Origin of the sequence: Streptomyces sp. NPDC088785 (assembly GCF_044750685.1) — a bacterium.
In the GTDB taxonomy this organism is placed as follows: Bacteria; Actinomycetota; Actinomycetes; order Streptomycetales; family Streptomycetaceae; genus Streptomyces.
Genome location: NZ_JBIVKH010000005.1, coordinates 363,521 through 388,258, shown reverse-complemented (window position 1 = coordinate 388,258; position 24,738 = coordinate 363,521). Strand labels below are relative to the sequence as shown.

Annotated in this window: 22 protein-coding genes; 10 read left to right on the top strand and 12 right to left on the bottom strand. The window is 72.1% G+C overall.

The window, feature by feature from the left end:
* Window position 1: 1 nt before the first annotated feature.
* Window positions 2-778, top strand: coding sequence for a recombination regulator RecX (gene recX / locus ACIP5K_RS18745; protein WP_401410786.1), 777 nt, complete (start codon window positions 2-4; stop codon window positions 776-778).
* 692 nt (window positions 779-1,470) lie between these two features.
* The gene (locus ACIP5K_RS18740) at window positions 1,471-4,011 is read left to right on the top strand and encodes an ABC transporter permease (protein ID WP_401410784.1); all 2,541 of its coding nucleotides are present in this window, start codon (window positions 1,471-1,473) and stop codon (window positions 4,009-4,011) included.
* A 147-nt stretch (window positions 4,012-4,158) separates the two neighbouring features.
* Here ACIP5K_RS18740 and ACIP5K_RS18735 read toward each other — a convergent pair whose 3' ends face one another.
* The 5 genes from ACIP5K_RS18735 to ACIP5K_RS18715 form a co-directional block, all read right to left on the bottom strand.
* Window positions 4,159-4,896 carry a VOC family protein gene (locus ACIP5K_RS18735; protein ID WP_401410782.1) on the bottom strand — a complete coding sequence of 246 codons (738 nt, stop codon included), beginning with the start codon at window positions 4,894-4,896 and terminating at the stop codon, window positions 4,159-4,161.
* Between the two features lie 114 nt (window positions 4,897-5,010).
* Window positions 5,011-5,412, bottom strand: coding sequence for a rhodanese-like domain-containing protein (locus ACIP5K_RS18730; protein WP_401410780.1), 402 nt, complete (start codon window positions 5,410-5,412; stop codon window positions 5,011-5,013).
* Window positions 5,409-6,029: a cysteine dioxygenase gene (locus ACIP5K_RS18725; RefSeq protein WP_401410778.1), complete on the bottom strand. Its 621-nt coding sequence runs from the start codon at window positions 6,027-6,029 to the stop codon at window positions 5,409-5,411. The genes ACIP5K_RS18730 and ACIP5K_RS18725 overlap by 4 nt, the downstream gene beginning before the upstream one ends.
* Before the next feature lie 93 nt (window positions 6,030-6,122).
* On the bottom strand, window positions 6,123-6,194 hold the full coding sequence (locus tag ACIP5K_RS18720; RefSeq protein WP_309544753.1) for a putative leader peptide: 72 nt from the start codon (window positions 6,192-6,194) through the stop codon (window positions 6,123-6,125).
* Window positions 6,195-6,276: 82 nt separating this feature from the next.
* A complete protein-coding gene (locus ACIP5K_RS18715; RefSeq protein ID WP_401410777.1) occupies window positions 6,277-7,914 on the bottom strand; it encodes an FAD-dependent monooxygenase in 1,638 nt (545 codons plus the stop codon).
* A 312-nt stretch (window positions 7,915-8,226) separates the two neighbouring features.
* Between ACIP5K_RS18715 and ACIP5K_RS18710 the strand changes: the two genes are divergently transcribed.
* Window positions 8,227-8,667, top strand: a complete 441-nt coding sequence (locus ACIP5K_RS18710; protein WP_401410774.1) for a hypothetical protein — start codon at window positions 8,227-8,229, stop codon at window positions 8,665-8,667.
* A gap of 157 nt (window positions 8,668-8,824) precedes the next feature.
* On the opposite strand, the gene ACIP5K_RS18705 is transcribed toward ACIP5K_RS18710, so the two are convergent.
* The 4 genes from ACIP5K_RS18705 to ACIP5K_RS18690 all read right to left on the bottom strand — a co-directional run bounded on the left by ACIP5K_RS18705 (window position 8,825) and on the right by ACIP5K_RS18690 (window position 12,168).
* Window positions 8,825-9,700, bottom strand: coding sequence for an amino acid ABC transporter permease (locus ACIP5K_RS18705; RefSeq protein ID WP_401410771.1), 876 nt, complete (start codon window positions 9,698-9,700; stop codon window positions 8,825-8,827).
* Window positions 9,697-10,362, bottom strand: a complete 666-nt coding sequence (locus ACIP5K_RS18700; RefSeq protein WP_401410769.1) for an amino acid ABC transporter permease — start codon at window positions 10,360-10,362, stop codon at window positions 9,697-9,699. Before ACIP5K_RS18700 ends, ACIP5K_RS18705 begins: the two co-directional genes overlap by 4 nt.
* Window positions 10,363-10,460: 98 nt before the next feature.
* Window positions 10,461-11,297 carry a glutamate ABC transporter substrate-binding protein gene (locus ACIP5K_RS18695; protein ID WP_401410768.1) on the bottom strand — a complete coding sequence of 279 codons (837 nt, stop codon included), beginning with the start codon at window positions 11,295-11,297 and terminating at the stop codon, window positions 10,461-10,463.
* 91 nt (window positions 11,298-11,388) lie between these two features.
* On the bottom strand, window positions 11,389-12,168 hold the full coding sequence (locus tag ACIP5K_RS18690; protein ID WP_401410766.1) for an amino acid ABC transporter ATP-binding protein: 780 nt from the start codon (window positions 12,166-12,168) through the stop codon (window positions 11,389-11,391).
* 273 nt (window positions 12,169-12,441) lie between these two features.
* Between ACIP5K_RS18690 and ACIP5K_RS18685 the strand changes: the two genes are divergently transcribed.
* Both ACIP5K_RS18685 and ACIP5K_RS18680 read left to right on the top strand, forming a co-directional pair.
* A complete protein-coding gene (locus ACIP5K_RS18685; RefSeq protein ID WP_401410764.1) occupies window positions 12,442-13,128 on the top strand; it encodes a response regulator transcription factor in 687 nt (228 codons plus the stop codon).
* Between the two features lie 18 nt (window positions 13,129-13,146).
* Window positions 13,147-14,577, top strand: coding sequence for an ATP-binding protein (locus ACIP5K_RS18680; protein ID WP_401410762.1), 1,431 nt, complete (start codon window positions 13,147-13,149; stop codon window positions 14,575-14,577).
* Between the two features lie 69 nt (window positions 14,578-14,646).
* On the opposite strand, the gene ACIP5K_RS18675 is transcribed toward ACIP5K_RS18680, so the two are convergent.
* Both ACIP5K_RS18675 and ACIP5K_RS18670 read right to left on the bottom strand, forming a co-directional pair.
* Window positions 14,647-15,654, bottom strand: coding sequence for a TAXI family TRAP transporter solute-binding subunit (locus ACIP5K_RS18675; protein ID WP_401410759.1), 1,008 nt, complete (start codon window positions 15,652-15,654; stop codon window positions 14,647-14,649).
* Window positions 15,655-15,764: 110 nt separating this feature from the next.
* Complete coding sequence (locus ACIP5K_RS18670; RefSeq protein WP_401410758.1) at window positions 15,765-16,706, bottom strand: TIGR01777 family oxidoreductase; 942 nt, start codon at window positions 16,704-16,706, stop codon at window positions 15,765-15,767.
* 289 nt (window positions 16,707-16,995) lie between these two features.
* Between ACIP5K_RS18670 and lhgO the strand changes: the two genes are divergently transcribed.
* From lhgO to ACIP5K_RS18650, 4 genes are all read left to right on the top strand, one after another.
* Window positions 16,996-18,195, top strand: coding sequence for an L-2-hydroxyglutarate oxidase (gene lhgO, locus ACIP5K_RS18665; protein ID WP_401410756.1), 1,200 nt, complete (start codon window positions 16,996-16,998; stop codon window positions 18,193-18,195).
* Window positions 18,196-18,589: 394 nt separating this feature from the next.
* Complete coding sequence (locus ACIP5K_RS18660) at window positions 18,590-20,374, top strand: ABC transporter ATP-binding protein (RefSeq protein ID WP_401410843.1); 1,785 nt, start codon at window positions 18,590-18,592, stop codon at window positions 20,372-20,374.
* 60 nt (window positions 20,375-20,434) lie between these two features.
* The gene (gene miaB, locus ACIP5K_RS18655; protein WP_401410754.1) at window positions 20,435-21,961 is read left to right on the top strand and encodes a tRNA (N6-isopentenyl adenosine(37)-C2)-methylthiotransferase MiaB; all 1,527 of its coding nucleotides are present in this window, start codon (window positions 20,435-20,437) and stop codon (window positions 21,959-21,961) included.
* Between the two features lie 55 nt (window positions 21,962-22,016).
* A complete protein-coding gene (locus tag ACIP5K_RS18650; protein ID WP_401410753.1) occupies window positions 22,017-22,736 on the top strand; it encodes a class III extradiol dioxygenase subunit B-like domain-containing protein in 720 nt (239 codons plus the stop codon).
* A 110-nt stretch (window positions 22,737-22,846) separates the two neighbouring features.
* Here the strand turns inward: ACIP5K_RS18650 and ACIP5K_RS18645 are convergent, their stop codons facing one another.
* Window positions 22,847-23,209, bottom strand: coding sequence for a hypothetical protein (locus ACIP5K_RS18645; protein WP_401410751.1), 363 nt, complete (start codon window positions 23,207-23,209; stop codon window positions 22,847-22,849).
* Between the two features lie 182 nt (window positions 23,210-23,391).
* On the opposite strand from ACIP5K_RS18645, the gene miaA reads away from it, so the two are divergent.
* Window positions 23,392-24,330 carry a tRNA (adenosine(37)-N6)-dimethylallyltransferase MiaA gene (miaA, locus tag ACIP5K_RS18640; RefSeq protein WP_401410750.1) on the top strand — a complete coding sequence of 313 codons (939 nt, stop codon included), beginning with the start codon at window positions 23,392-23,394 and terminating at the stop codon, window positions 24,328-24,330.
* Window positions 24,331-24,738: the final 408 nt, after the last annotated feature.

Here is a 24,738-nt window from a genome sequence, read left to right as displayed (position 1 = left end):
CGTGGCACGACGAACCGACTGGGCCGAGTACGACGCCTTCCCCACCGCCGATCGGGGCGGTGCGGGAGCAGGGGCGTACGACGATGCCGTGGACGGGGCGGCCGGTCATGACCCCGCGACGGGGGACGGCGCGGCGGACGGGCCGCGCAGAGGTGGACGTTCGCGTGGCGGGGCCGGACCGCGCGGACGTCGGCGCAGGGGCGGATTCGGGGATCCGTCCGGCGCCGCACGGGACGACGGCCCCTCCGACTCGTTGAGGGCCGAGCGGGGGGAGCCGTCAGGGGACCCGGCGGAGCGGGCGCGGAACATCTGCCTGCGTCTGCTCACCGGGACCCCGCGCACGCGCAAGCAGCTCGCCGACGCCCTGCGCAAGCGGGAGATCCCGGACGACGTGGCCGAGGAGGTGCTGTCCCGGTTCGAGGAGGTCGGACTGATCAACGACAGTGCCTTCGCCGACGCCTGGGTCGAATCCCGGCATCACGGGCGGGGCCTGGCCCGCCGGGCGCTCGCGCGCGAGCTGCGGACCAAGGGGGTGGACTCCGCGGTGATCGACGAAGCGGTGGGGCAGCTCGACTCCGAGCAGGAGGAGGAGACGGCGCGCGACCTCGTCGCCCGCAAGCTCCGCTCCACACGCGGCCTCGACCGTGACAAGCGGCTGCGCCGGCTCGCGGGGATGCTCGCGCGCAAGGGCTATCCCGAGGGCCTGGCGCTCCGGGTGGTCCGGCAGGCGTTGGAGGAAGAGGGGGAGGAGACCGAGGATTTGGGGTTCGCGGAGTAGTTCGGGGAGCGGGGGATCAGGGGGAGCGGGAGGAGCGGGGAACAGGGGCCTCGGGTTCGTCGGCTGGCTTCGGCAGGGGCTCGGGTCGGCTCGGGTCGTCGCATCGATGGGGGTCGGGGCGTCGCTGAGCGGGGATGCCTCTGGGCCGGGGCGTCGCCGAGCGAGGACACCTCTGAGGCGGGGCGTCGCCGAGCGGGGATGTTGACGAGCGGGGACGCTTCCGAGCTGGGATGCCTTCGAGGCGGGGCGTCGCCGAGCGGGGATGTTGACGAGCGGGGACGCCTCCGAGCTGGGATGCCTTCGAGTCGGGGTGTCGCCGAGCGGGGATGTTGACGAGCGGGGACGCCTTCGAGCCGGGACGTCGCGGAGCCGGTACGCCTCCGAGACAGGACATCGCCGAGCGGAAGGTCGCCGGCAGGGGAGTCGCGGAGTACCGGCGCGCTGGGCCGTGGCTGAGCGGGGCCGGTCGGCGTGTGGGCCGTCCGGGCGCGGGTCGTGCCCCGGCTTCGAGCATGTGGCCCTCGGTCATCATCCCGGTGCGGACATCACCCCGGCTCCGAGCGGCTCCGCCCCGACGCCGGTGGGGTTTTCCCCACCCCAAGACGCCTGGGCGCCGCAGTGTGCCGGGTGTGGTGCGGAGGCCATCGTGGGCGCATGACCTTGAAGCTGCGCACGGTTCACCGGGGGACGCCATGATGCTGCGCTACGCACTCCAGACCGTGCGAGACCGGAAGGGCGGGTTCCTGGGGGCCTTTCTCGCCCTGCTGTGCGCCGCCGCCCTCATCACCGCCTGCGGCACCCTGCTGGAGACGGGCCTGCGCGGCACCGTGCGCACCGAACGCTACGGCGCCGCCCCGGTGCTGGTCTCCGCCGACCAGAACGTGCACCGGACCGTCGTCAAGCACAAGAAGGGCAAGACGAAGGTCAAGCACAAGGCCAAGCCTCTCGCCGAGCGGGCCTGGCTGGCACACGACATCGTGCGCAAGGTGCGGGCGGTGCCCGGTGTGCGACGGGCCGTGCCCGAACTCACCTTCCCCGCCGAGCCGTTGGCGGCGGGCGCCGCCGATCCGGACCGGCCCGCCCACGGTCACGCCTGGGACTCCGCCGCCCTGACCCCGTACACCCTGGCCGCGGGCACCGCGCCCCGGTCCGGCGGGGACGTCGTCGTGGATCGCGTCCTCGCCGACCGCGCCCACCTCACGGTCGGCGGCCGGCTCACGGTGCAGTCCACCCAGGAGCCCCGTACGTACCGGGTGACGGGGATCGCCGAGCCCGGCGCCGGGGCGACGGTCACCCACCAGACCTCGCTGTTCTTCTCCACCGCCGAGGCCGAGCGGCTCGCCGCGCACCCCGGGCAGGTGACGGCGATCGGTGTCGTGCCCGAACGGGGCCGGGACGTCGGCGCGTTGAAGGAGGCCGTCGCCGCCGCGCTCGACGGGACGACGGCTCAGGTCACGACCGGGGGCGGGCGCGGGCCCGTCGAGTTCCTGGACGCGTCCGCCGCCCGCGTGAAGCTCGTCAGCATGGGCGGGGCCATGGGCGGGACCTCGCTGCTCGTCGCCGTCCTGGTGGTCGTCGGCACCTTCGCCCTGTCCGTGCAGCAGCGGCATCGCGAGCTGGCCCTGCTGCGTGCCATCGCCGCCACCCCGCGCCAGATCCGCAGCCTGCTCGGCTGCGAGGCGCTGCTCGTCGGCGCCGCCGCCGGGATCATCGGCTCCCTCGCCGGGTTGCCGCTCGGCGGCTGGCTGTACGGGCGGTTCGTCGCACTCGGGTCCGTGCCGCCCACCCTTGAGCGCACCGTGAGTCTCTTCCCGGTGGCCGCCGGGCTCGCCGCCACGCTCTTCGGCGCCTGGGCCGCCACCCGCGTCGCCGCCCGGCGCATCGGCAGGATCAGGCCCGCCGCCGCTCTTTCCGAGGCGAGTGCCGCGCCGGTGCGGCCCGCTCTGGCGCGGACCGTCGCCGGGCTCGTCGCCCTGGCCGGGGGCACCGTGCTCGTCATCGTCCTGGCCGGACTGCGCACCGAGGCCGCCTCGACGCCCGTGACGTTCCTGTCCGTCGTCGTGCTCGCGGTGGCCGTCGCCCTCCTCGGCCCGCTGCTGGTCCGGGCGACCGCCGCCGTCCTGGGGCGCCCGCTGCGGACGGCCGGTCCGGCCGCCCGGCTCGCCACCGCGAACCTCAAGGGGCACGCGGCGCGCATGGCTGCCGTCGTCACCCCGCTCACCCTGCTCGTCGGCATGACCTGCACCGTCCTGTTCGTGCAGCCCACTCTGGGCGACGCCGCCCGGGCCCAGACCCGGGCCGGCGTCCGCGCCGACTGGGTGCTCGGCGCCCAGGGCCCCGGCATCCCGCAGGCGGCCGTGCGCGAAGTGCGCCGGGCGCCGGGGACCACCGCCACCGAGATCGTCCGCTCCACCGTCCGCGTCGGTCTCGACAAGTACCCGGCGCAGGGCCTCACTGCGGCCGGCGTCACCCGGACCTGGGACCCGGACGTCACCGCGGGATCATTGGAGGGGTTCGGGGCGCGCTCGGTCGCCGTCAGCCGGCTCGCCGCCGACCAGCAGCACCTGAAGCCGGGCAGCACCCTGAAGCTGACACTCGGGGACGGCACTCCCGTCAGCCTCACCGTCGCCGCCGTCTACGCGCGGGGTCTCGGCTTCGGCGATCTGACGGTCGCCCACGATCTGCTCGCACGCCATGTCGACAATCCGCTCGCCTCCTCCGTCCTCGTCTCCACCAGCCGCTCACAGGAACAACTCGCGCACACCCTGCGCGAGTTCCCGGGCGTCCGCGTCCTCTCGCCGGGCGACGCCGACGGGCTCCGGGCCGAGCGGCAGCAGGACGACGCCGAGGTGAACATCATCGCGATGGCCCTGGTCCTCGCCTTCACCGCCATCGCCGTCGTCAACACCCTCGCGATGTCGGTGTCCGAGCGGATCCGCGAGTTCGCCCTCCTCCGGCTCGCCGGGGCGACGCGCCACCAAGTGCTGCGCATGCTGCGGGTGGAGGCGCTGACCGTGGTCCTGATGGGCGTGGGCCTCGGGAGCGGGATCGCGGCCGCCGTGCTCAGCGCGTTCAGTCTCGGCATGACCGGCACGGCCGCTCCGGCCGTCCTGCCCCTGACGTACGTCACCGTGGTCGCGGCCGCCGCCGTGCTCGCACTCACCGCGACGGCGATGCCGGGCCGGGTGGCCCTGCGGGTCCGGCCGGTGACCATGGCGACCGCGAAGGAGTGATCCCGCGATCCCGCGCTCCCGTCGGTGCAGGCGGTGCAGGCGGTGCAGGCGGTGCAGGCGGTGCAGGCGGTGCAGGCGGTGCGAGTGCGGCAGGAAGGCAGGAAGGGGGCGAGAGGGGGCTGCCGTCGCGGCCGGGGCCGGCGTGGGTCAGCCCCGGCCGAGGACGCAGAACTCGTCGCCCGACGGATCGGCCAGGACGACCCAGGAGACGTCGCCCTGTCCGACATCGGCCCGCACCGCGCCGAGACCTTCGAGCCGGGCGACCTCGCGCGCCTGGTCCGCGACGGGGTCGGACATCAGGTCGAGATGGACGCGGCTCCGTACGGCCTCGTCCTCGGGCGTGCGGCGGAACTCCAGGAACGGGCCGACCCCCTTGACGGAGCGCAGCAGGGCGCGGTCGTCGGACAGTTCGTGGACGGTCCAGTCGAGGGCCTCGGCCCAGAACCGGACCGAGGCCCGCGGGTCCGCGCAGGCGACCACCACGGCGGCGATCGGCCCGGTGTCCCGGTAGCGGTCCCGGGGCTCAAGGACCCGGAACGCGTTGCCCTCCGGGTCGGCCAGCGCCGTCCACGGCGCGTCGTCCCCACCGGTGCCGGCGGGTGTCGCTCCGAGGTCCTTCAGGCGGGCGACCAGTTCGGCGTGGTGGCCGGTGGAGGTGGTGGCAAGTTCGAGGTGCACGCGGTAGTGCACCGTCTCCGGATCCGGGACGCGGACCAGGTCGATGCAGACGGCGGACGGGTCCGGCCAGGCGAAGCCCACGGGCTCCAGGTTGGTGACGCCGGGCCCCTCGCTGGAAAGACCCCAGCCGAGCGCCTCCGCCCAGAACCGGCCGAGCGCCGCATCGTCCCGCGCCTTGAAGTTCACCTGAACAAGCTGCAACGTCATGCGGCACACCCTAGGGGCTCATCTCCGATCAGGCGTGCGATATTCCGGGTGGCGCCCCGCCCCCCCCAGAGCGGGCCCGATCAGCGCGCGCGGCCGTCCGGAGCACGGCCGCGGTCAGCGCGTGGACACCGGCAGCCCCGCCGTGCGCCACGCCTGGAACCCGCCCACCAGGTCGGTCGCCCGGTGCAGCCCCAACTGCCGCAGGGAGACCGCCGCGAGGCTCGACGCGTACCCCTCGTTGCAGACCACCACGACGCGCAGGTCGTGGCCGGTCGCCTCCGGGGCGCGGTGGCTGCCCTGCGGATCGAGGCGCCACTCCAGTTCGTTGCGCTCGACCACGAGGGCACCGGGAATGAGCCCGTCGCGCTCGCGCAGGGCCGCGTACCGGATGTCGACGAGCAGGGCCTCGCCCGCCGTGGCGGCCGCGTGCGCCTCCCGCGCCTCGACCCGGTCGAGGCCGGCCCGTACGCGCTCCAGCAGGTCGTCGATGCCCACCGGGCCGTCCGTGGCGCTCACTGCCAGTCCTCCGGGCGCTCCACCGACTCCAGGCGCAGCAGCGGGCCGGTGCGGCTGTAGCGCCGGATCTGCGGGAGCGGGGGGTAGTAGGCGTGCACCGAGATGGCGTGCTCGGCGGTGGACTCGTTCAGGACCTCGTGGACGTGGTGGCGGCCGAAGGCGCGGCCCTGCCCCTTCGTCAGCCGGCGCTCCCTGTCGAAGCCTTCGGACAGTTCCAGGGTCTTCCAGCCGTCGGTGGGCAGCCGGGCGGCGAGTGACTTCTCCGTCAGCGCGCCGGAGGCGGTGAGGAAGGCGCCGACCGAGTCGGCGTGGTCGTGCCAGCCGGTGCCGGTGCCGGGCGGCCAGCCGATCAGCCACGCCTCGCTGCCACCGGGCCCCTCCAGCCGCACCCACGTGCGGCCTTCGGGGTCGAGCGGCAGGGAGGCGATGAGCTCCTCGTCCGCCGCCGTGCGGCGGACGAAGTCGTAGAGGTCGGCCTGGTTGGGCGCCGCGGCCGAGGACGCGGCCTGCGCGCCTACCGCGGGAAGGGGCGAGGGAGCGGAGGACGTGGGGGGTGCGGCGGCTGCGGTGGGTGCGGACGTGGGCACCGAGGCAGGTACAGAAGCGGGTGCAGACATGGAAACCGTCCTGGTGTTCGCGAAAGGCCCGCGCGCGCCACCGGCCCGGCGGCGGGCCGGGAGGCGGTGGGGCGCGGAAGGAGAAGAGCGAATTCAGCAGGACGGACGACACACGCAGCCCGCGTAGCGGACCAGGTCCATATGGACCCTCCGCCACAGGCGCACATTCGTGTCGATCGTCGTCACGTTCCGGAGTACACCATGGCGGTAGGGGCCGGTCAACTCTTGTTCACGGGGCGCGCGAAGCTCACGACGCGCCGCTCACCTCCGACGCGGCCTGCGCGGGCTCCGCCACGGACGGCTCAGGGCCGCCGAGCGCCGTGCGCGCCGCCTCGTACAGCTCCGCGGGCCGCACCCCGCTCAGCGCGGTGACGAGATGCCCGTCGGGGCGGATCAGCAGCACGGTGTGGGCGGGGGCCTCCGGATAGCTCTCGGCGACGAGCAGTTCGGCCTCGTGGGGGAGCGCGGAGACGGCGGCCGCGAGCCGGGGCATCAGCCCCGCCGACATCCAGTGCTTGCGGTCCCACACGCCGGTGCCGGGTGCCACCAGGACCACGAGCAGCGGCCCGAGGCCGAACCGGTCGCGCAGGTCGACGAACGAGCCGTCGGGCGCCGTCACCCGCACGTCGGCGACCGGGGCGCCGGGCGCCGTGCCCACGTCCACCTGCGACTCCGTGCGCTCCGGCGTGAGCGGGGAATCGGCGTACGCGCCGGGCGTGCCCAGCTGGCCGAGCCCCAGGTGGCCGTCCGTGAGCAGCGCGTCATGGCCCCGGGCGGACCCGGGGACGTACGAGCGCAGACCGCCGCCACCCCGCAGTATCGGCAGCGCCTGATCGGCGGCGCGCAGCCGGCCGGCGACGGCGGCGCGCCGCTCCGTCTGGTAGCTGTCGAGGAGGGCTTCGGCGGTCGGCCGGCGGTCGTCGTGCCAGGCCAGGGCCAGTTTCCAGGCGAGGTTGTCGGCGTCGCGCAGGCCCTCGTCGAGCCCCTGCGTCCCGAGTGCGCCGAGCAGGTGGGCGGAGTCCCCGGCGAGGAAGGCACGGCCCACCCGCCAGCGCCGGGCGAGGCGGTGGTGCACGGTGTGCACGCCCGTGTCCAGCAGTTCGTACGGGGGTGTGGAGCCGCCGCACCAGCCGGCGAGGGTCTCCCGGATGCGGGTCACCAGGACGTCGGGGGTGACCAGATCGCTGCGCGGCGGCAGCAGCCAGTCCAGGCGCCAGACGCCGTCGCCCAGCGGGCGGCCGACGACTTCGGCGCCGGACGGGCCCGACGTCCGCCACGGGGGGTTGCGATGGAGCAACGCCTGACCGGGCCAGGGAAGTTCCGTGCGCAGCGCGGCGACCGCGTGCCGCTCGACGGCGGTGCGGCCCGGGAAGCGGATGTCGAGGAGCTTGCGGACGGTCGAGCGGGGACCGTCGCAGCCGACCAGATAACTGCCCCGCCACCAGGTGCCCTTGGGGCCGCGCGTGTGGGCGGTCAGTCCGCCCTTGTCCTCTTCGAGGGAGTCGAGCCGGCTGTCGGTGGAGATCTTGACCAGCCGCTCCCTGGCGGCCGCGGCGCGCAGGGCGCCGGTGAGGTCGTGCTGGGCGATGTGCAGCGGCGCGGGCAGCGGGTCGTCCGGCTCGCCGAAGGTGAGGACCCGCATCTCCTGCTTGCGGCGCAGCGAGCGCCAGCCGGTCCAGCGGGAGCCGAGCGTGTCGAAGGAGGTGCCGGACAGCCGCTCGGTGAGCGCGGCGGTGTCCTCGCGCAGGACGACCGTGCGGGCGGGCCGCGGCTCGTCCTTGCCGGGCCCCTCGTCGAGGAGCACGGACGGTACGCCGTGGCGGGCGAGGGCCAGGGACAGCGTGAGTCCCACCGGCCCCGCTCCGACGACGATCACCGGATCCACGGCGCGGACCCTCCTGCCCCGTGCGGCGCCGCGCGGTGGAGCGCGGAGAAAGTGCTGGACCTACAGGAAGGGGCAGTTGGAGCGGGGTGCGCGTTCACAGAGCGTATGCAACCCATTGCCGGTGCTTGCGTCAAGTGACGGAGGCAGTGGCGTCGTCACCGATGTCTCGGCGGAACCGCGAGTTCCCGAACCTCATATTTAACTCAAAACACAACAGTTATGTGCATTACGCAGCTAACCTCGTGGCGGGCGTCTGACCAAGCGCCCAGTAGGAGAGGGATGGCCGAAGGGCCATACGTACGGAGGAGAAGCATGGGCAAGGCACTCAGGGGGATCGCCGTCGGTATCGCGACCGGCGCGTTGGCCTTCCTTCCCGTCGTCCAGTCGCAGGCGGCGGTGAGTCACCTCAAGTCCGGGGGCGGCAAGTCCTACAAGGGCTGCAAGAACAGCGTCGTGATGTGGCGTGACAGCGGAAAGATGTACGCCTACGGCAAGTTGCGGTGCAGCAAGGAACAGCTCGTCGTGCGGGCGAGCGTGGCGCTGTCCGGGGAGAACGGCAAGACCTTCAAGAGCAACCTGAAGGGCTGCCCGTCCGCGAAGAGCTGCACCACCAAGACGATCACCCTGCCGGGGAAGAAGGGGTGGACCTTCCGGGCCTCCTCGGACGGCACGGCCTCCGGTCCCGACTGGGGCGAGGGCGACCTGTCGTGGCCGACGTCGAGCGTCGCGCACGTCTCGTACAAGTACGCCTGACCTGACCTGACCTGACCTGACCTGACCCGACCCGTCCGGGAGACCCGGACGGGTCGACACGGAAGCGGCCCGCCGTTGGTTCGGCGGGCCGCTTCCGCGTGCGTTCCTCCGCTGCCGGGGCAGCGGTCGGCCTGGTGGTCTCGCCGCCGGACAGGCCCTAGAGGGTCGGCTTCGCGTCCTCGATGTCCGTGGCCGACAGCACCGCACCCGTCGTCTTCTTCGCCCGGCGCAGACGGCGCTCCAGCCATGAGGCGAACGTCGTCAGGGTGAAGTTGATCGCGACGAAGATGACCGCCACGATCGTGAAGCATGCGATGGTGTTCGCCCCGTAGGCGGCACTCATCGGGCGGACGGCCGCGAGGAGGTCGGAGAACGTCAGCATCGCGCCGCCCAGGGCGGTGTCCTTCACGATGACCACGAGCTGGCTGACGATCGCGGGCAGCATCGCCGTCACCGACTGCGGGAGCAGGATCGAGCGCATCGTCTGACCCTTGCGCAGCCCGATGGCGTACGCGGCCTCCGCCTGTCCCCTGGGCAGTGCCAGGACGCCGGCGCGGACGATCTCGGCGAGGACGGACGAGTTGTAGAGCACGAGTCCGGTGACGACGGCGTACAGCGGCCGGTCGTCCGAGGAGACGTTCGTGAACTCGGAGTACGCGGCGTTCGCGAAGATCATCAGGATGAGGACCGGGATGGCCCGGAAGAACTCGACGACCGCGCCGGACGGAAGGCGCACTCCCAGGTGGTCCGAGAGGCGTGAGATGCCGAAGAACGCGCCGAGCGGCAACGCGATGATCATGGCGAAGGCGGCGGCCTTGAGCGTGTTCTCCAGGCCCGGCCAGATGTACGTCTGCCAGGGGCGGCTGTCGGTGAAGAACGGCTTCCACTTGACCCAGTCGAGCTGGTTCTTGTCGTTGAGCTGGACGACCACCCACCAGATCACGGCCGCGAAGGCGAGCAGGAAGAGGATCGAGTAGAGGACGTTGCGCCACTTGGCCCGGGGGCCGGGGGCGTCGTAGAGGACCGATGTCATCGCTTCACCGCCACCTTCCTGCCGACCCAGTTGAGGATGAGGCCGGTCGGGAGCGTCAGGATGATGAAACCGAGCGCGAAGACGGCCGAGATCAGGATGAGTTCGGCCTCATTCTCGATCATGCTCTTCATGAGGTACGCGGCTTCCGCCACGCCGATCGCGGCGGCCACCGTGGTGTTCTTGGTGAGGGCGATCAGCACGTTCGTCATCGGGCCCATGACCGAGCGGAACGCCTGCGGCAGCACGATCAGGCGCAGCACCTGGCCGAAGCTCAGACCGATCGCCCGGGCGGCCTCGGCCTGGCCGATCGGCACCGTGTTGATGCCGGACCGCAGGGCCTCGCACACGAACGCGGACGTGTAGGCGATCAGTCCGAGCACCGCCAGGCGGAAGTTGATCGTCTTGAAGTCCGAGGCGCCGAGACTGATGAGCAGGGTCTGGTTCAGGCCGAGCGAGGTGAAGACGATGATGATCGTCAGCGGAATGTTCCGCACGATATTCACGTACGCCGTGCCGAAGCCGCGCAGCAGGGGCACGGGGCCCACGCGCATGCCGGCCAGAAGAGTTCCCCATATGAGGGAGCCGACGGCTGAGAGGACGGTGAGCTTCACCGTCATCCAGAACGCTCCCAGTAGGTCGTAACCTTCAAGAAAGTCGAACACGATCTCCCGCGCTTCCGCGTGTCTGGAGGGCTGCCAGGGGGTGTACGGGGTACGGCGGCCCGCCCGTCCGGGCAGACCGCCGCACTTGCGTCACCGCGTCACTTGACGACGTTGCCGATCTTCGGCGCGGGCTCGTTCTTGTAGCCGGCCGGGCCGAAGTTCTTCTTCACGGCCTTGTCCCACGAACCGTCCTTGACCATCTTCTCCAGGGCGGTGTTGATCTTGCCCTTGAGGTCGCTGCCCTTCTTGACGCCGATGCCGTAGTTCTCGTTGGTCATCTTGAAGCCGCCGAGCTTGAACTTGCCCTTGAAGTCGGCCTGCGAGGCGTAACCGGCGAGGATCGAGTCATCCGTGGTCAGCGCGTCGATCGCCTTGTTCTCGACGCCCGTCAGGCACTCCGAGTAGCCGCCGTACTCCTGAAGCTGCGCCTTGGGCGCCAGCTTGTCCTTGACGTTCTGGGCGGACGTCGAACCGGTGACCGAACACAGCTTCTTGTTGTTCAGGTCCGCCGGAGCCTTGATCGAGCTGTCGTCGGCGCGGATCAGGACGTCCTGGTGGGCCAGGAGGTACGGGCCGGCGAAGTCGACCTTGGCGGCGCGCTCGTCGTTGATCGAGTACGAGGCGGCGATGAAGTCCACGTCGCCGCGCTGGAGCATCGTCTCGCGGTCGGCGCTCTTGGCTTCCTTCCACTGGATGTCGCCCGTGGCGTAACCCAGCTCCTTGGCGACGTACGAGGCGACGTCGACGTCGAAGCCCTCGTACTTGCCGTCCGGGGTCTTCTGGCCGATGCCCGGCTGGTCGAACTTGATCCCGATGGTGATCTTCTTGCCGCCCGACGATCCCTTGTCGTCACCGTCGTCGCCACCGCAGGCGGTGGCGGTCAGGGCGAGAGCGGCGACCGTGGCGGCGATCGCGGCGGACTTGCGGAGCTTCATGGTGAACATCCTTCGTGTCGGAAGAATCGGCAGTCGGAAATCTCGACACGCGCGCGCGGGGCCTCACATGGGGGCGCGTGTGCGGCGCGCGTCAGTGGTGCAGGATCTTCGACAGGAAGTCCTTGGCCCGATCACTGCGCGGGTTGCTGAAGAACTGGTCGGGAACGGCCTCTTCGACGATGCGGCCGTCCGCCATGAAGACGACCCGGTTCGCGGCCGAGCGGGCGAAGCCCATCTCGTGGGTGACCACGACCATCGTCATGCCGTCCCGGGCGAGCTGCTGCATCACTTCGAGGACTTCGTTGATCATCTCCGGGTCGAGCGCGGACGTCGGCTCGTCGAAGAGCATCACCTTCGGGTCCATCGCCAACGCCCTCGCGATCGCGACGCGTTGCTGCTGGCCGCCGGAGAGCTGCGCCGGGTACTTGTCCGCCTGGGCGCCGACGCCGACCCGGTCGAGGAGGGCGCGGGCCTTCTCCTCGGCCTGGCTCTTGGACGCCTTGCGGACCTTGATCTGCCCCAGCATCACGTTCTCCAGCACCGTCTTGTGCGCGAAGAGGTTGAAGGACTGGAAGACCATGCCCACGTCCGCGCGCAGCCGGGCCAGCTCCTTGCCCTCCTGGGGCAACGGCTTGCCGTCGATCGAGATGTCGCCGGAGTCGATGGTCTCCAGGCGGTTGATCGTGCGGCACAGCGTGGACTTACCGGAACCCGACGGGCCGATGACGACCACGACCTCGCCTCGCGCGATGGTCAGGTCGATGTCCTGGAGCACGTGCAGCGAGCCGAAGTGCTTGTTCACCCGGCTCAGCGCGACCAGCGCGTCGCCCGCGGGGGGAGTGGCGTCCTTGGTCACCGAAACTTCGGTCATCGGGGTCTTGCTCCATCCTCCTCGGTTGGGAGGACAGTAGTAACCCCGTAAGACCAGCGTCATTACATCTGAGGGGAAATTGAGCATAACGATCCGGCCGCAACCGGACACTATGCGTGAAGGGGGTGCCGGTCCGCGTACCGGGTGCATAACGGAACACGGGCGTCACCGGAACCCCCTTGACGCCGTCCTCGTCCATCGGCGTGGATGCCTTGAGCGTCGCGCGGGACCGAGTCGCGCGGACCGACGGACGATGAACCTAAGGGGGCCGGAATGAGACTGCTGCTCGTCGAGGACGACGATCACGTGGCCGCGGCCCTGTCGGCCGTCCTGTCCCGCCACGGCTTCGAGGTGCACCACGCGCGCAACGGCGAGGAGGCGCTCCAGGCGCTCGTCCCGGAGGCCGCCGCGTTCGGAGTCGTCCTCCTCGACCTCGGCCTGCCCGACCAGGACGGCTACGAGGTGTGCGGCAAGATCCGCAAGCGCACGTCGACCCCCGTGATCATGGTGACCGCGCGCGCGGACGTGCGGTCCCGCATCCACGGCCTCAACCTCGGCGCGGACGACTACGTGGTGAAGCCCTACGACACCGGGGAACTGCTCGCGCGCATCCACGCCGTCAGCCGGCGCAGCGTGCCCGACGAGGCCGCCGCGCCCGTCGGCCACGAGGTGCGGTTCGGCGGCGTCGCCCTCGATCTGCCCACCCGCCGGGTGACGGTGGACGGGGCCGCGGTGCAGCTCACCCGCAAGGAGTTCGACCTGCTGGCGCTGCTCGCCCAGCGGCCGGGCGTCGTCTTCCGCCGGGAGCAGATCATCTCCGAGGTGTGGCAGACCAGTTGGGAGGGGACCGGGCGCACCCTGGAGGTGCACGTGGCGTCCCTGCGCTCCAAGCTGCGCATGCCGGCCCTCATCGAGACCGTGCGGGGCGTCGGGTACCGGCTCGTCGCCCCGGCCGTGTAGCGGACGGGACGACCCCGGGTGCGCGCACGGCTGCTTCCGCTGCTCATCGTCCTCATGGCGGGTGTCCTGCTCGCGCTCGGCTTCCCGCTCGCGGTGAGCCTGGCGTCCGCGCAGCAACAGAAGGTCGTCGTGGACCGCATCGACGACACCGCCCGCTTCGCCTCCCTCGCGCAGTTCGTCACCACCCGCTCCGAGGGCAGCGACGAGGCGGAGACCGACGAGCGGCGGCAGACGCTCCAGAAGGAACTCGCCCGCTACTACGACGTCTACGGCATAAAGGCCGGCGTCTTCTACCGGGACCTGAACGTGCTGCCCATGGGCCGGGCGCCCACCGCGTTCCGGGTACCGCTCAGCGGCCAACTGCGTGAGGCCTTCGAGGAAGCGCTGTACTCGCGCGGGAGCCACGACCCGCCGCAGGTGTGGCCGTGGCAGAGCGGGGGCCGCATCGTCGTCGCCTCTCCCGTCATCCGGGACGGCGATGTCGTCGCCGTCGTCGTCACGGACTCGCCCACCGCCACGATGCGGGCCAAGACGGTCCGCGGCTGGGCCGTGATCGCGCTCGGCGAGGCGGCCGCCATGCTGCTCGCCGTGGGCGCCGCGCTGCGCCTGACCGGCTGGGTCCTGCGGCCCGTACGGGTACTCGACGCGACCACGCACGACATCGCCACCGGCCGGCTCAAGTCGCGGGTCGCGGCCGCCGGCGGTCCGCCGGAACTCAGACGCCTGGCCCGGTCGTTCAACGAGATGGCGGACAACGTCGAGGACGTGCTGGAGCAGCAGCGCGCCTTCGTCGCCGACGCCTCGCACCAGCTGCGCAATCCGCTCGCCGCGCTGATGCTCCGTATCGAGGTGCTGTCCTACGAACTGCCGGAGGGGAACGAGGAGATCGCGTCCGTACAGGCCGAGGGCAAGCGGCTGGCCCGGGTCCTCGACGACCTGCTGGACCTGGCGCTCGCCGAGCACGCGGCCGCCGACCTCCAGCTCACCGACATCGGTGAACTGGCGGCCGAGCGCGTCGAGGCGTGGCGGCTGACCGCGCGGGACAAGGGGGTGCGCCTCGTCGCGGACTGCCCCGCCGTGACCGGCTGGGCCGACCCGGTCGCGCTGTCCAGCGCGCTGGACGCCGTCGTCGACAACGCGCTGAAGTTCACGCCGCGGGGCGAGGAGGTCAGCGTCGCCGTCACGGCGAACGGCGACAGCACCGCCGTCGTGGTCGCCGACGGCGGGCCCGGGCTGCGGGAGGACGAGCTGTCCCGCATCGGGGACCGCTTCTGGCGCAGCGGCCGGCACCAGAACATCAAGGGCTCGGGCCTCGGCCTGTCGATCTCCCGCGCGCTGCTCACGGCGGGCGGCGGCTCCCTCACGTACGCGTCGCACGCGCCGCACGGCCTGGAAGTGACCGTGCGGGTGCCTCGGGAGCGGCCGGTCAGCGATCTCACCGGCCGGTGACGTCGGGCGGCGGGTCAGTGACGTCAGGGCGGAGGTGCGGGCCGTCGGTCAGGGCTTGACCGAGCGGTGTCAGGGCTTGACCGAGCGGTAGTAGCGGCGCGCGCCCTCGTGCAGGGCGAGCGGGTCCGTGTACACCGCCGTCCGCAGATCCACGAGCTGCGCCGCGTGCACCTCGTGGCCGATCGAGTCGCGGCTGTCGATGACCGTACGGGTCACGGCCTCCATCAGCGCCGGGTCCATGCGGTCCGTGGTGACCAGCAGGTTCGCCACCGCCAGGGTGCTGACCGCCCGGCCGCGCTGGGCGTCCGGGTAGGTGTCGGCGGGCATCACGGCGGCGCGGTAGTAGCGGGCCGACGGGTCGCTCATGGTGCGCAGGCGGTCCAGCAGGCTGCCCATCTCCACCAGCCGGACCGGGAAGTGTCGGGAGAGGTCCTTCACGTTGTTGGTGGGCAGTCCGCCCGACCAGAAGAAGGCGTCGATCGTGCCGGTTCTGAGGGCGTCGGCCATGCCGCTGATGCCGAGGCTGACCGGCACGATGTCCTTGTGGATGTCCAGGCCCGCCGCCGCCAGCACCTTCTCGGCGATCAGCCGCACCCCGGAGCGCGGGCCGCCCACGGCGACCTTCTTGCCGCGCAGGTCACGCACCTTCTCGATGCTGGAGCCGCTGGGCACGACGAGCTGCATGTAGTCGTCGTAGAGGCGGGCGCAGCCGCGCAGCCGGTCCGCGCCGGGCCGGTTCTCCTCCTGGTACTTGGCGACGGCGTCCGCCGCGGCGATGGTGAAGTCCGCCTTGCCGGTGGCGACCCGCGTGACGTTGTCCCACGAGCCCTCGCTCTCCTTCAGCCGGACGTCGAGCCGGGGCAGATCGCGGGCCAGCGCCTCGTCGAGGAGATTGCCGTAGCGCACGTACACGCCGTTCTGCGTACCGGTGCTGAACCTGACCTCGCCGGACGGCGTCTCGTCGCCCAGCGGCAGCAGCCACCACAGCAGCAGCCCGAACACCACGAGCGCCGCCACCGAGCCGGTGAGGACGCGGCGACGGGTCAGCGGGAACGACGGGAAGGGGGCCTGCGGCATGCCGTGATCCTGCCAGGTGCCGCCGGGGCTGACCAGGGGCGGAGCGCTGCCGCCCGGTGACGGGGGGTGAGGGGGCGCGCGGGCCGGGGGTGGTGGCCCGTCGCCCCACGTCACAGCCGGCGCCGACGTCGTGCGAGGTCCCAGGCCGCCGTCCCCCACCGCTCGTGGTCGAAGGAGAAGCCGGCGTCGAGGAGCCGGCCCGGTACCACCCGGCGGCTCTTGAGCAGCAGCTCCGTGTCCGAGCGCAGCGCGAAGGCGCCCACCTCGGCCATCCAGCGGGCGGCGGGCAGGCCGAGCGGGACCCGGTGGGCCCGGCGCAGGGTGCGCATGAAGTCGCGCTGGGGGAGCGGATGCGGGGCGGCCAGGTTCACCGGACCGGTCAGCTCCTCGTGGGCGATCAGGAACTCGACGGCCCGCACGAAGTCCCGGTCGTGGATCCAGGACATGTACTGCCGGCCGCCCGCGACCGGCCCGCCGAGGCCGAGCCGCGCGAGCCACGACAGCACGTCGAAGACGCCGCCGCGGTCCGGGCTCATCACCATCGCCGCCCGCAGCGCGACCTTGCGGGTGCCCGGGGTGCGGGCCTCCCGCTGCGCACGCTCCCAGGCCCGGGCGATGTCCACGCTGTACGACCAGTAGCCGGGGACGCCGGGCTCGGTGCCCCCGAGGACGCCGGACGTCTCGTCCTGCGCGCTGTCGTACGCATGGGCGTAGATCGTGGCGGTGCTCATCTGGAGCCACAGCGCGGGCGGCCGGGCCGCGGCGCCGATGGCCTCGCCGACGGCGCGGGCCGACTCGACCCGGGAGTCCATCATGGCGCGCAGATTCTCGTGCGTGTAGCGGCAGCTGACGCTGCGCCCGGCCAGGTTGACCACCACGTCGCTGCCGTCGATCTCCCGCGCCCAGGCGCCGGGCGTGCGGCCGTCCCACTGCACCTCGCCCGCGCGCGTGGGGTGCCTGCTCAGCACGACGACCTCGTGCCCCGCGGCCGCCAGCGCCCGGCGCAGCACTCCGCCGACCTGTCCCGTGCCCCCTGGCAGTACGACCTTCATTGCGCCCCCTGAACGACTCGCATGAGTGACCCGCAAGAATTGAACGTGTTCAAATTAGCGTGCGGTGTGCTGAGAAGCGAGCCGGGGGGCGGTGCGTGCTCAGGGCCCCGACGCGCCGCCCTTCCCCTTCCGGGGGAATGTCGCCTTCCGCGGGAACTTCTCCGTCCGTGGAAGCTTCTTCGTACGGGGGAACCGCCCTTCCCTGCGAAGACGGCCCGATCCACTACGGCGCGTAGTTAGGTATGGCGCAAGCGCGTCATCCGCACATCTTCCAGAAAGGAGGCGGATGTTGGCCGACGAGACGATAGGCATCGTGGGAGCCGGCATCGTGGGCCTCGCGACCGCTCGCGAGATCACCCTGCGCCGCCCCGGCACCCGTGTCGTCGTGTTCGAGAAGGAACAGGACGTCGCACACCATCAGACCGGCCACAACTCCGGCGTCGTGCACGCCGGGATCTACTACACGCCCGGCAGCCTCAAGGCGGACCTGACCGTACGGGGCGTCGGCCTGCTGCGCGAGTACTGCCAGGAGCACCGGCTCCCGTACCGGGAGATCGGCAAGCTCGTGATGGCCGTCCGCGAGGACGAGCTGGGCCGCATGAACGCCCTCTACGAGCGGGCCAGGAACAACCACGTGCCGGATCTGCGCAAGGTCGCGCGCGAGGAGATCGCCGAACTCGAACCGCAGGCGGGCGGCATCGCGGCCCTGCACTCCCCGCGCACCGCCATCACCGACTACCCGGCCGTCGCCCGCGCGTTCGCCCAGGACATCGAGCGGTCCGGGGGCGAGGTGCGGCTCGGGCGTCGCGTCACCGGCATCACCGAGGTCACCGGCGGCATCGAGGTGGCGACCGGGCAGGAGCGGATCACCGTCGACCGGCTCGTGCTGTGCGCCGGGCTGCACTCCGACTCCGTCGCCCGGCTCGCGCGGGGCGGACCCGAACCCCGGATCGTCCCGTTCCGCGGCGAGTACATGCTGCTCAAACCGGAGCGGGCGGACCTGGTGCGCGGGCTGATCTACCCGGTGCCCGACCCCCGGTACCCGTTCCTCGGCGTGCACTTCACCCCGCGCGTCGACGGGTCGGTCGAGGTCGGCCCGAACGCCGTGCTCGCCCTCGCCCGCGAGGGATACACCCGCGCCCGCGTCTCCCCGAAGGACCTCGTGGGGCTCGCCGCCTATCCCGGCGTCTGGCGCATGGCCGCCCGGCACTGGCGCACCGGCGTCAAGGAGTACAAGGGTTCCTTCTCCACGGCCGCCTTCATGAAGGACGCGAAACTGTACGTCCCCGGGGTCGGCGTCGACGACGTCGTGCGCGGCGGCGCCGGGGTGCGCGCGCAGGCGCTGGACCGCGACGGCACCCTCGTCGACGATTTCCGGCTGCACCGGGCCGGCCGGATCACGGCCGTGCGCAACGCGCCCTCGCCCGCCGCGACGGCCTCTCTGGCGATCGCCGAACACATCGTGGACGCCGCCCTCGACGTGACCTGAACCCCCCTCGTCCCAGGGCGTGACGGCCGTCCGTCCCGGCGGCCCGGTGAGACCACCGGACCGCCGGACCGCCGAGACGGTCCAGCACCGCCGAGACGGTCCAGCACCGCCGAGACGGTCCAGCACCGCCAAGACGGTCCAGCACCGCCAAGACGGCGCCGGATCACCAAGACGGCGCCGGATCACCAAGACGGCGCCGGATCACCAAGACGGCGCCGGAGCCCCGGAACAAGGCGGACAAGGGGCTAGAAAACCCTTGGACCCCGTCACCCCCGCCACGGGACAATTCCACCCCTGCCGACCGCGCGAACGGCCGGTCCGGCCCGCTGTGCCACGGGGGTGGGACGTGGAGAAACCCGGAGAACCGACGACGGCGCCGCCAGGCCGCAGCGCGATGCTGCTCGCCTGGCGCATCTACCTCCGCGAGATGGCCCGCCAGCGCCGTCTGTCCGTCCCCGCGGTGCTGCTGCCCGCGCTCGGCAACGTAGGCATCAACTACGTGGCACCCCTCCTCGTCGCCCACCTCGTCGGCCGCTTCGCGGGGGACGGCAGGATCGACACCGCGGGAGCCCTGCCGTACGTCGCCGCCTTCGCCGGAGTGCTGCTGCTCGCCGAGGCACTGTGGCGCGTGGGCATCCACTGCCTCAACCGGGTGGACGCGCGCGGCATCGAGCGGCTGTACGTCCACGGCATGGACGAGCTGTACGCCAAGGACGCTACGTTCTTCCACGACAACTTCGCCGGCTCGCTGACCAAGCGGGTGTCCAGCTTCGCCGCCCGCTTCGAGGAGTTCGCCGACACCCTCGTCTTCCAGGTGATCGGAAGCCTGGTTCCACTGGTCTTCGGCTCGGTGGTGCTGTGGAGCTACGAACCCTGGCTCGTCGGCGGCCTGTTGACGATGCTCACCCTCACCGGACTGATCGTCGCGCCGCTGATCCGGCGCAGACAGCGGATCGTGGAGGCGCGGGAGGCGGCGATCGCCCGGGTGTCGGGCCATGTCGCCGACAGCCTGTCGAACATGGAGACGATCCGGGCGTTCGCCGCCGAGGACCGCGAGGCCGCCGAGCACCGCGGCAGGGTCGCCGAGTCCCGGCGCTGGACACTCATGTCGTGGGACTACAGCAACCTGCGCATCGACACGCTCGTCGCCCCGCTGTCCGTGCTCACCAACGCGCTGGGCCTGCTCCTGGCGGTCACGCTCGGCGGCGGCCACGGCGTCGAGGGCGTCGTGGTGGCGTTCACCTACTACTCGAACGCCACCCGGATCATGTTCGAGTTCAACCAGATCTACCGCCGTCTGGAGAGCTCGACGACGGAGGCCGCCCAGTTCACGGAGCTGCTGATGGTGCCGGCGACCGTCCTCGACCCGCCCGCGCCCCGGCCCGCCCACCCCGTCCGCACCGACGTCCGCTTCGAGAAGGTGACCTTCGCGCACGCGGGCGCGCCCCGGCTCTTCGACGGCCTGGACCTGGAGGTGCCCGGCGGTTCCAAGGTCGGCTTCGTCGGCCGGTCCGGCGGCGGCAAGACCACCCTGACCCGGCTGCTGCTGCGCATGTCCGACGTCCAGGGCGGCCGCATCCGGCTCGGCGGCCAGGACATCAGCCGGCTCCGCCAGCGGGACCTGCGCGAGCTGATCGCGTACGTCCCGCAGAGCCCGGCCATGTTCCACCGCAGCCTGCGCGACAACATCGCCTTCGCCCGCCCGGACGCCACCGACGCGGACATCCGCCGCGCGGCGGAGGCCGCCCACGTCACGGAGTTCGCCGACACCCTGCCGGACGGCTTCGCCACCCTCGTCGGCGAGCGCGGCGTCAAGCTCTCCGGCGGCCAGCGCCAGCGCGTCGCCCTGGCCCGCGCCATCCTGCGCGACGCCCCCGTCCTCCTCCTCGACGAGGCGACGAGCGCCCTGGACTCCGAGAGCGAGCGGCTCGTCCAGGAGGCCCTGTGGCGTCTCATGGAGGGCCGCACCGCGCTGGTCGTGGCCCACCGCCTGAGCACCGTCGCGGGCATGGACCGCCTAGTCGTCCTCGACCACGGCCGCGTCGTGGAGCAGGGCACCCACCACGACCTCCTCGGCGCGGACGGCGTCTACGCCAAGCTCTGGCACCACCAGTCCGGCGGCTTCCTCATCGACGAGGCCGACGCCGAGCCCGCGGAAGGAGCCCGGGTCACACCGTGAGGCGGGCCCCCGGCGGGCTCGGCGACCGGGGCGTGCCCGCAACGGCCTACCCTGGTGTGCATGACCAGCAGCAGCGACCGGAGCCAGGCAGTGGACGTAGCGGACCCCAAGACGTACGAAGTGCTCACCTACGGGTGCCAGATGAACGTCCACGACTCCGAGCGCTTGTCCGGCCTCCTGGAGAACGCCGGGTACGTCCGCGCACCCGAGGGCTCCGACGGCGACGCCGACGTGGTCGTCTTCAACACTTGCGCGGTGCGGGAGAACGCCGACAACCGCCTCTACGGCAACCTGGGGCGGCTCGCTCCGCGCAAGGTGTCCCGGCCGGGCATGCAGATCGCCGTCGGCGGCTGTCTCGCCCAGAAGGACCGCGACACCATCGTGAAGAAGGCACCCTGGGTGGACGTCGTCTTCGGCACCCACAACATCGGCAAGCTCCCCGTCCTCCTGGAGCGCGCCCGCGTCCAGGAAGAGGCGCAGGTCGAGATCGCCGAGTCGCTGGAGGCGTTCCCCTCCACGCTGCCCACCCGCCGCGAGAGCGCCTACGCGGCCTGGGTCTCCATCTCGGTCGGCTGCAACAACACCTGCACCTTCTGCATCGTCCCCGCGCTGCGCGGCAAGGAGAAGGACCGCAGGACCGGCGACATCCTCGCCGAGATCGAGGCCCTGGTCGGCGAGGGCGTCTCCGAGATCACCCTCCTCGGCCAGAACGTGAACGCGTACGGGAGCGACATCGGCGACCGCGAGGCCTTCAGCAAGCTGCTGCGCGCCTGCGGCTCCATCGAGGGCCTGGAGCGGGTCCGCTTCACCTCCCCGCACCCGCGCGACTTCACCGACGACGTGATCGCCGCCATGGCCGAGACGCCGAACGTGATGCCGCAGCTGCACATGCCGATGCAGTCCGGTTCGGACACCGTCCTGAAGGCGATGCGCCGCTCGTACCGCCAGGAGCGCTACCTCGGCATCATCGAGAAGGTCCGCGCCGCCATCCCGGACGCCGCGATCACCACCGACATCATCGTGGGCTTCCCCGGCGAGACCGAGGAGGACTTCGAGCAGACGATGCACGCCGTGCGCGAGGCCCGCTTCTCCGCCGCCTTCACCTTCCAGTACTCCAAGCGCCCCGGGACCCCGGCCGCGACCATGGACGGCCAGATCCCCAAGGAGGTCGTGCAGGCCCGCTACGAGCGTCTGGTCGCCCTCCAGGAGGAGATCTCCTGGGAGGAGAACAAGAAGCAGGTCGGCCGCACCCTGGACCTGATGGTCGCCGAGGGCGAGGGCCGCAAGGACGGCTCCACGCACCGCCTCTCCGGCCGCGCCCCCGACAACCGCCTGGTCCACTTCACCAAGCCGGACCAGGAGGTCCGCCCCGGCGACATGGTCACCGTAGAGATCACCTACGCCGCCCCGCACCACCTCCTCGCCGAGGGCGCCGTCCTGAACGTGCGCCCCACGCGCGCGGGCGACGCCTGGGAGAGGCGCACCAAGGAGACCCAGGACAAGCAGCAGGGCGTCCTGCTCGGCCTGCCCAAGGTGGGCGTCCCCGAGCCGCTGCCCGCCGTCACCGGCGGCTGCGCGATCGACTGACACCCGGTCCGGGCGCGGCGGAGGGCCACCGCGCCCGCGCAGTAGGCTGACGATCATGCTTGTCGCCGCCGCCGTGTGCCCCTGCCCGCCGCTGCTCGTGCCCGAGGTCGCCGCCGGGGCGGCCCCGGAGCTGGACGCCGCGCGTGCGGCCTGCGACGAGGCGCTCGCCCGGGTCGCCGCCGCCGCGCCGGACCTGCTCGTCGTCGTCGGCGCGGGCGCGCGCACCACGTTCCACGAGGTCGGCTCCCGCGGCTCCTTCCAGCCGTTCGGCGTCGACGTCGACGTGACCCTCGGAACGCCCTCCGGCACCCCGGCCGTCACGCTGCCGCCCTCCCTCGCGGTGGGCGCGTGGCTGCTCACGCGTGCGGGATGGACCGGCCCCGTGCGCGGATACGAGGTGGAGAGCGGCCGGCCCCCGCAGGCCAACGCCGAGGACGGCACGCGCCTGGCATCCCTGGCCGACCGGGTGGGCCTGCTCGTCATGGGCGACGGCACGGCCTGCCGCACGGTGAAGGCCCCCGGCTACCTCGACGAGCGCGCCGAAGGCGTCGACGCGCGGATCGCCGCCGCCCTGCGCGACCTCGACACGGACGGCACGCTCGCGCGGCTCGACGCCGGACTGTCCCGCGAGCTGAAGATCTCCGGCCGCGACCCCTGGCAGATCCTGTCGGCCGCCTGGGACGGCGGCCGCGGCACCGGCGACCTGCTCTACGAGGACGCCCCCTACGGGGTCGGCTACACCGTCGCCTCCTGGACCCGGCCGGCCGGCGACTGACCGACCCCGACCCCGACACCGACCCCGACACCGGGCCCGGACACGGCGACGGCCGCGGAACCCGAGGGCTCCACGGCCGTCCGCCAGGTGCGCCGCACCGGCGCTTCGGGCTACTTGCGGGCGCTCTCACCGGCGCCGTTGTCGGCCGCCTGCTCCGCCGACTGCTGCTTCGGGATCTCCACGGCGCCCACACCGGCCTCGGGGACCACCCCGGCCCCGGCGGCCTCGGCGACCTCGGTGGCCTCGGCGAACTCTGGGGCCTCCGCCTCCGCCTCCGCCTCCGCCTCCGCCGCGGGCGGTTCCTGCGTGGCCTCAGCGGCCCCCTCCGCGGCCTCTGGGGCCTCAGGAGCCGATGCGGCGTCCGCGGTGCCCTCCGCCTCCGGCTCGGCCGTCAGAGCGGCAGCCTGCCCCTCGGCGGCCGCCACCTCATCGGTGTCCTTGGCCTTGCGGCGAAACATCGCAAAAACGCCCATTTCAACTCCATACGTGACTCGTGCGAGCGAAATCCCGCCCTGCCCGGTGCGCCCCATTGCGTCACCCGGGTCACCGGTCCGCACAACCGGCGGCTGGGACCTCGCAACAGGCAACGACCCCGCACCGGCCCCGTCACGTAGCTCGTTCGAGAAGCGGGCCCGCGATTTGCGAGACTGGGGCGGTGAGTAGCGCAGCTCCCGCCCCGCGGGTCATCGCCGTAGTCGGTCCCACCGCGGCCGGAAAGTCGGATCTCGGCGTCTTCCTGGCCAGAGAACTCGGAGGCGAGGTCGTCAACGCCGATTCCATGCAGCTGTACCGAGGAATGGACATCGGCACCGCCAAGCTGACGCCCGAGGAGCGCGCCGGCGTCCCGCACCACCTCCTGGACATCTGGGACGTCACGGAGGCGGCGAGCGTCGCCGAGTACCAGCGCCTCGCGCGAACCGAGATCGACCGCCTCCTCGCCGCGGGCCGCTGGCCGGTCCTCGTCGGCGGATCGGGGCTCTACGTCCGGGGCGCCGTCGACAAGATGGAGTTCCCCGGCACCGACCCCGAGGTCCGCGCCCGCCTGGAGGCCGAGCTGGCCGAGCACGGATCCGGCACCCTGCACACCCGCCTCGCCGCCGCCGACCCCGAGGCCGCCAGGGCGATCCTCCCCGGCAACGGCCGGCGCATCGTGCGCGCCCTCGAAGTCATCGAGATCACCGGAAAGCCCTTCACGGCCAACCTGCCGGGACACGACTCCGTCTACGACACCGTCCAGATCGGGGTCGACGTCGAGCGCCCCGAACTCGACGAACGCATCACCACGCGCGTGGACCGCATGTGGGACGCCGGACTCGTCGACGAGGTGCGCGCGCTGGAGGCCCGGGGCCTGCGCGAGGGCCGTACCGCCTCCCGCGCCCTCGGCTACCAGCAGGTTCTCGACGCGCTCGCCGGAGAGTGCACCGAGGAGGAGGCGCGCACGGAGACCGTGCGGGCCACCAAGCGCTTCGCGCGCCGCCAGGACTCGTGGTTCCGCCGGGACCCTCGGGTGCACTGGCTCAGTGGGGCCGTGGCCGATCGCGCGGAACTCCCGGGACGGGCAATGGCGTTGGTCGAACGACCGGTTACAGCCTGATCGCACGAGGAAGATTGATGGCGCGACTGGATGCCTTCTCGGTAAGTCGCACCAGATCAGCGCGAGTTACTCGGTTGCGGCCTCGTCGGAAAGCGTCGCTCAAGGGTGACGTAGCGCTTCCCGGCGCTGACCTCTCGCTGACACTGGCGACGCGTAGCCGCTGGCTCGTGGCCGGGCGCGGCGGCGGACTACTGATGACGCGCGGAATGCCGATTGGGTCAGCCCCCGCCAGGGGCATGCGGGTGGTTTGAAAAGGCAGCACACGAGCGCCGGCCACTCAAAACGGACAGACAAGATCTGCTGTCGGAGAACGACCGGCACTTCCCCAACGAGGAAACGGCTTCGTGGCGATCATGCTTCTCAACTCACCGGCAAGAAGCAGGACCGTTGGGCCATGCGCCTTGCGCA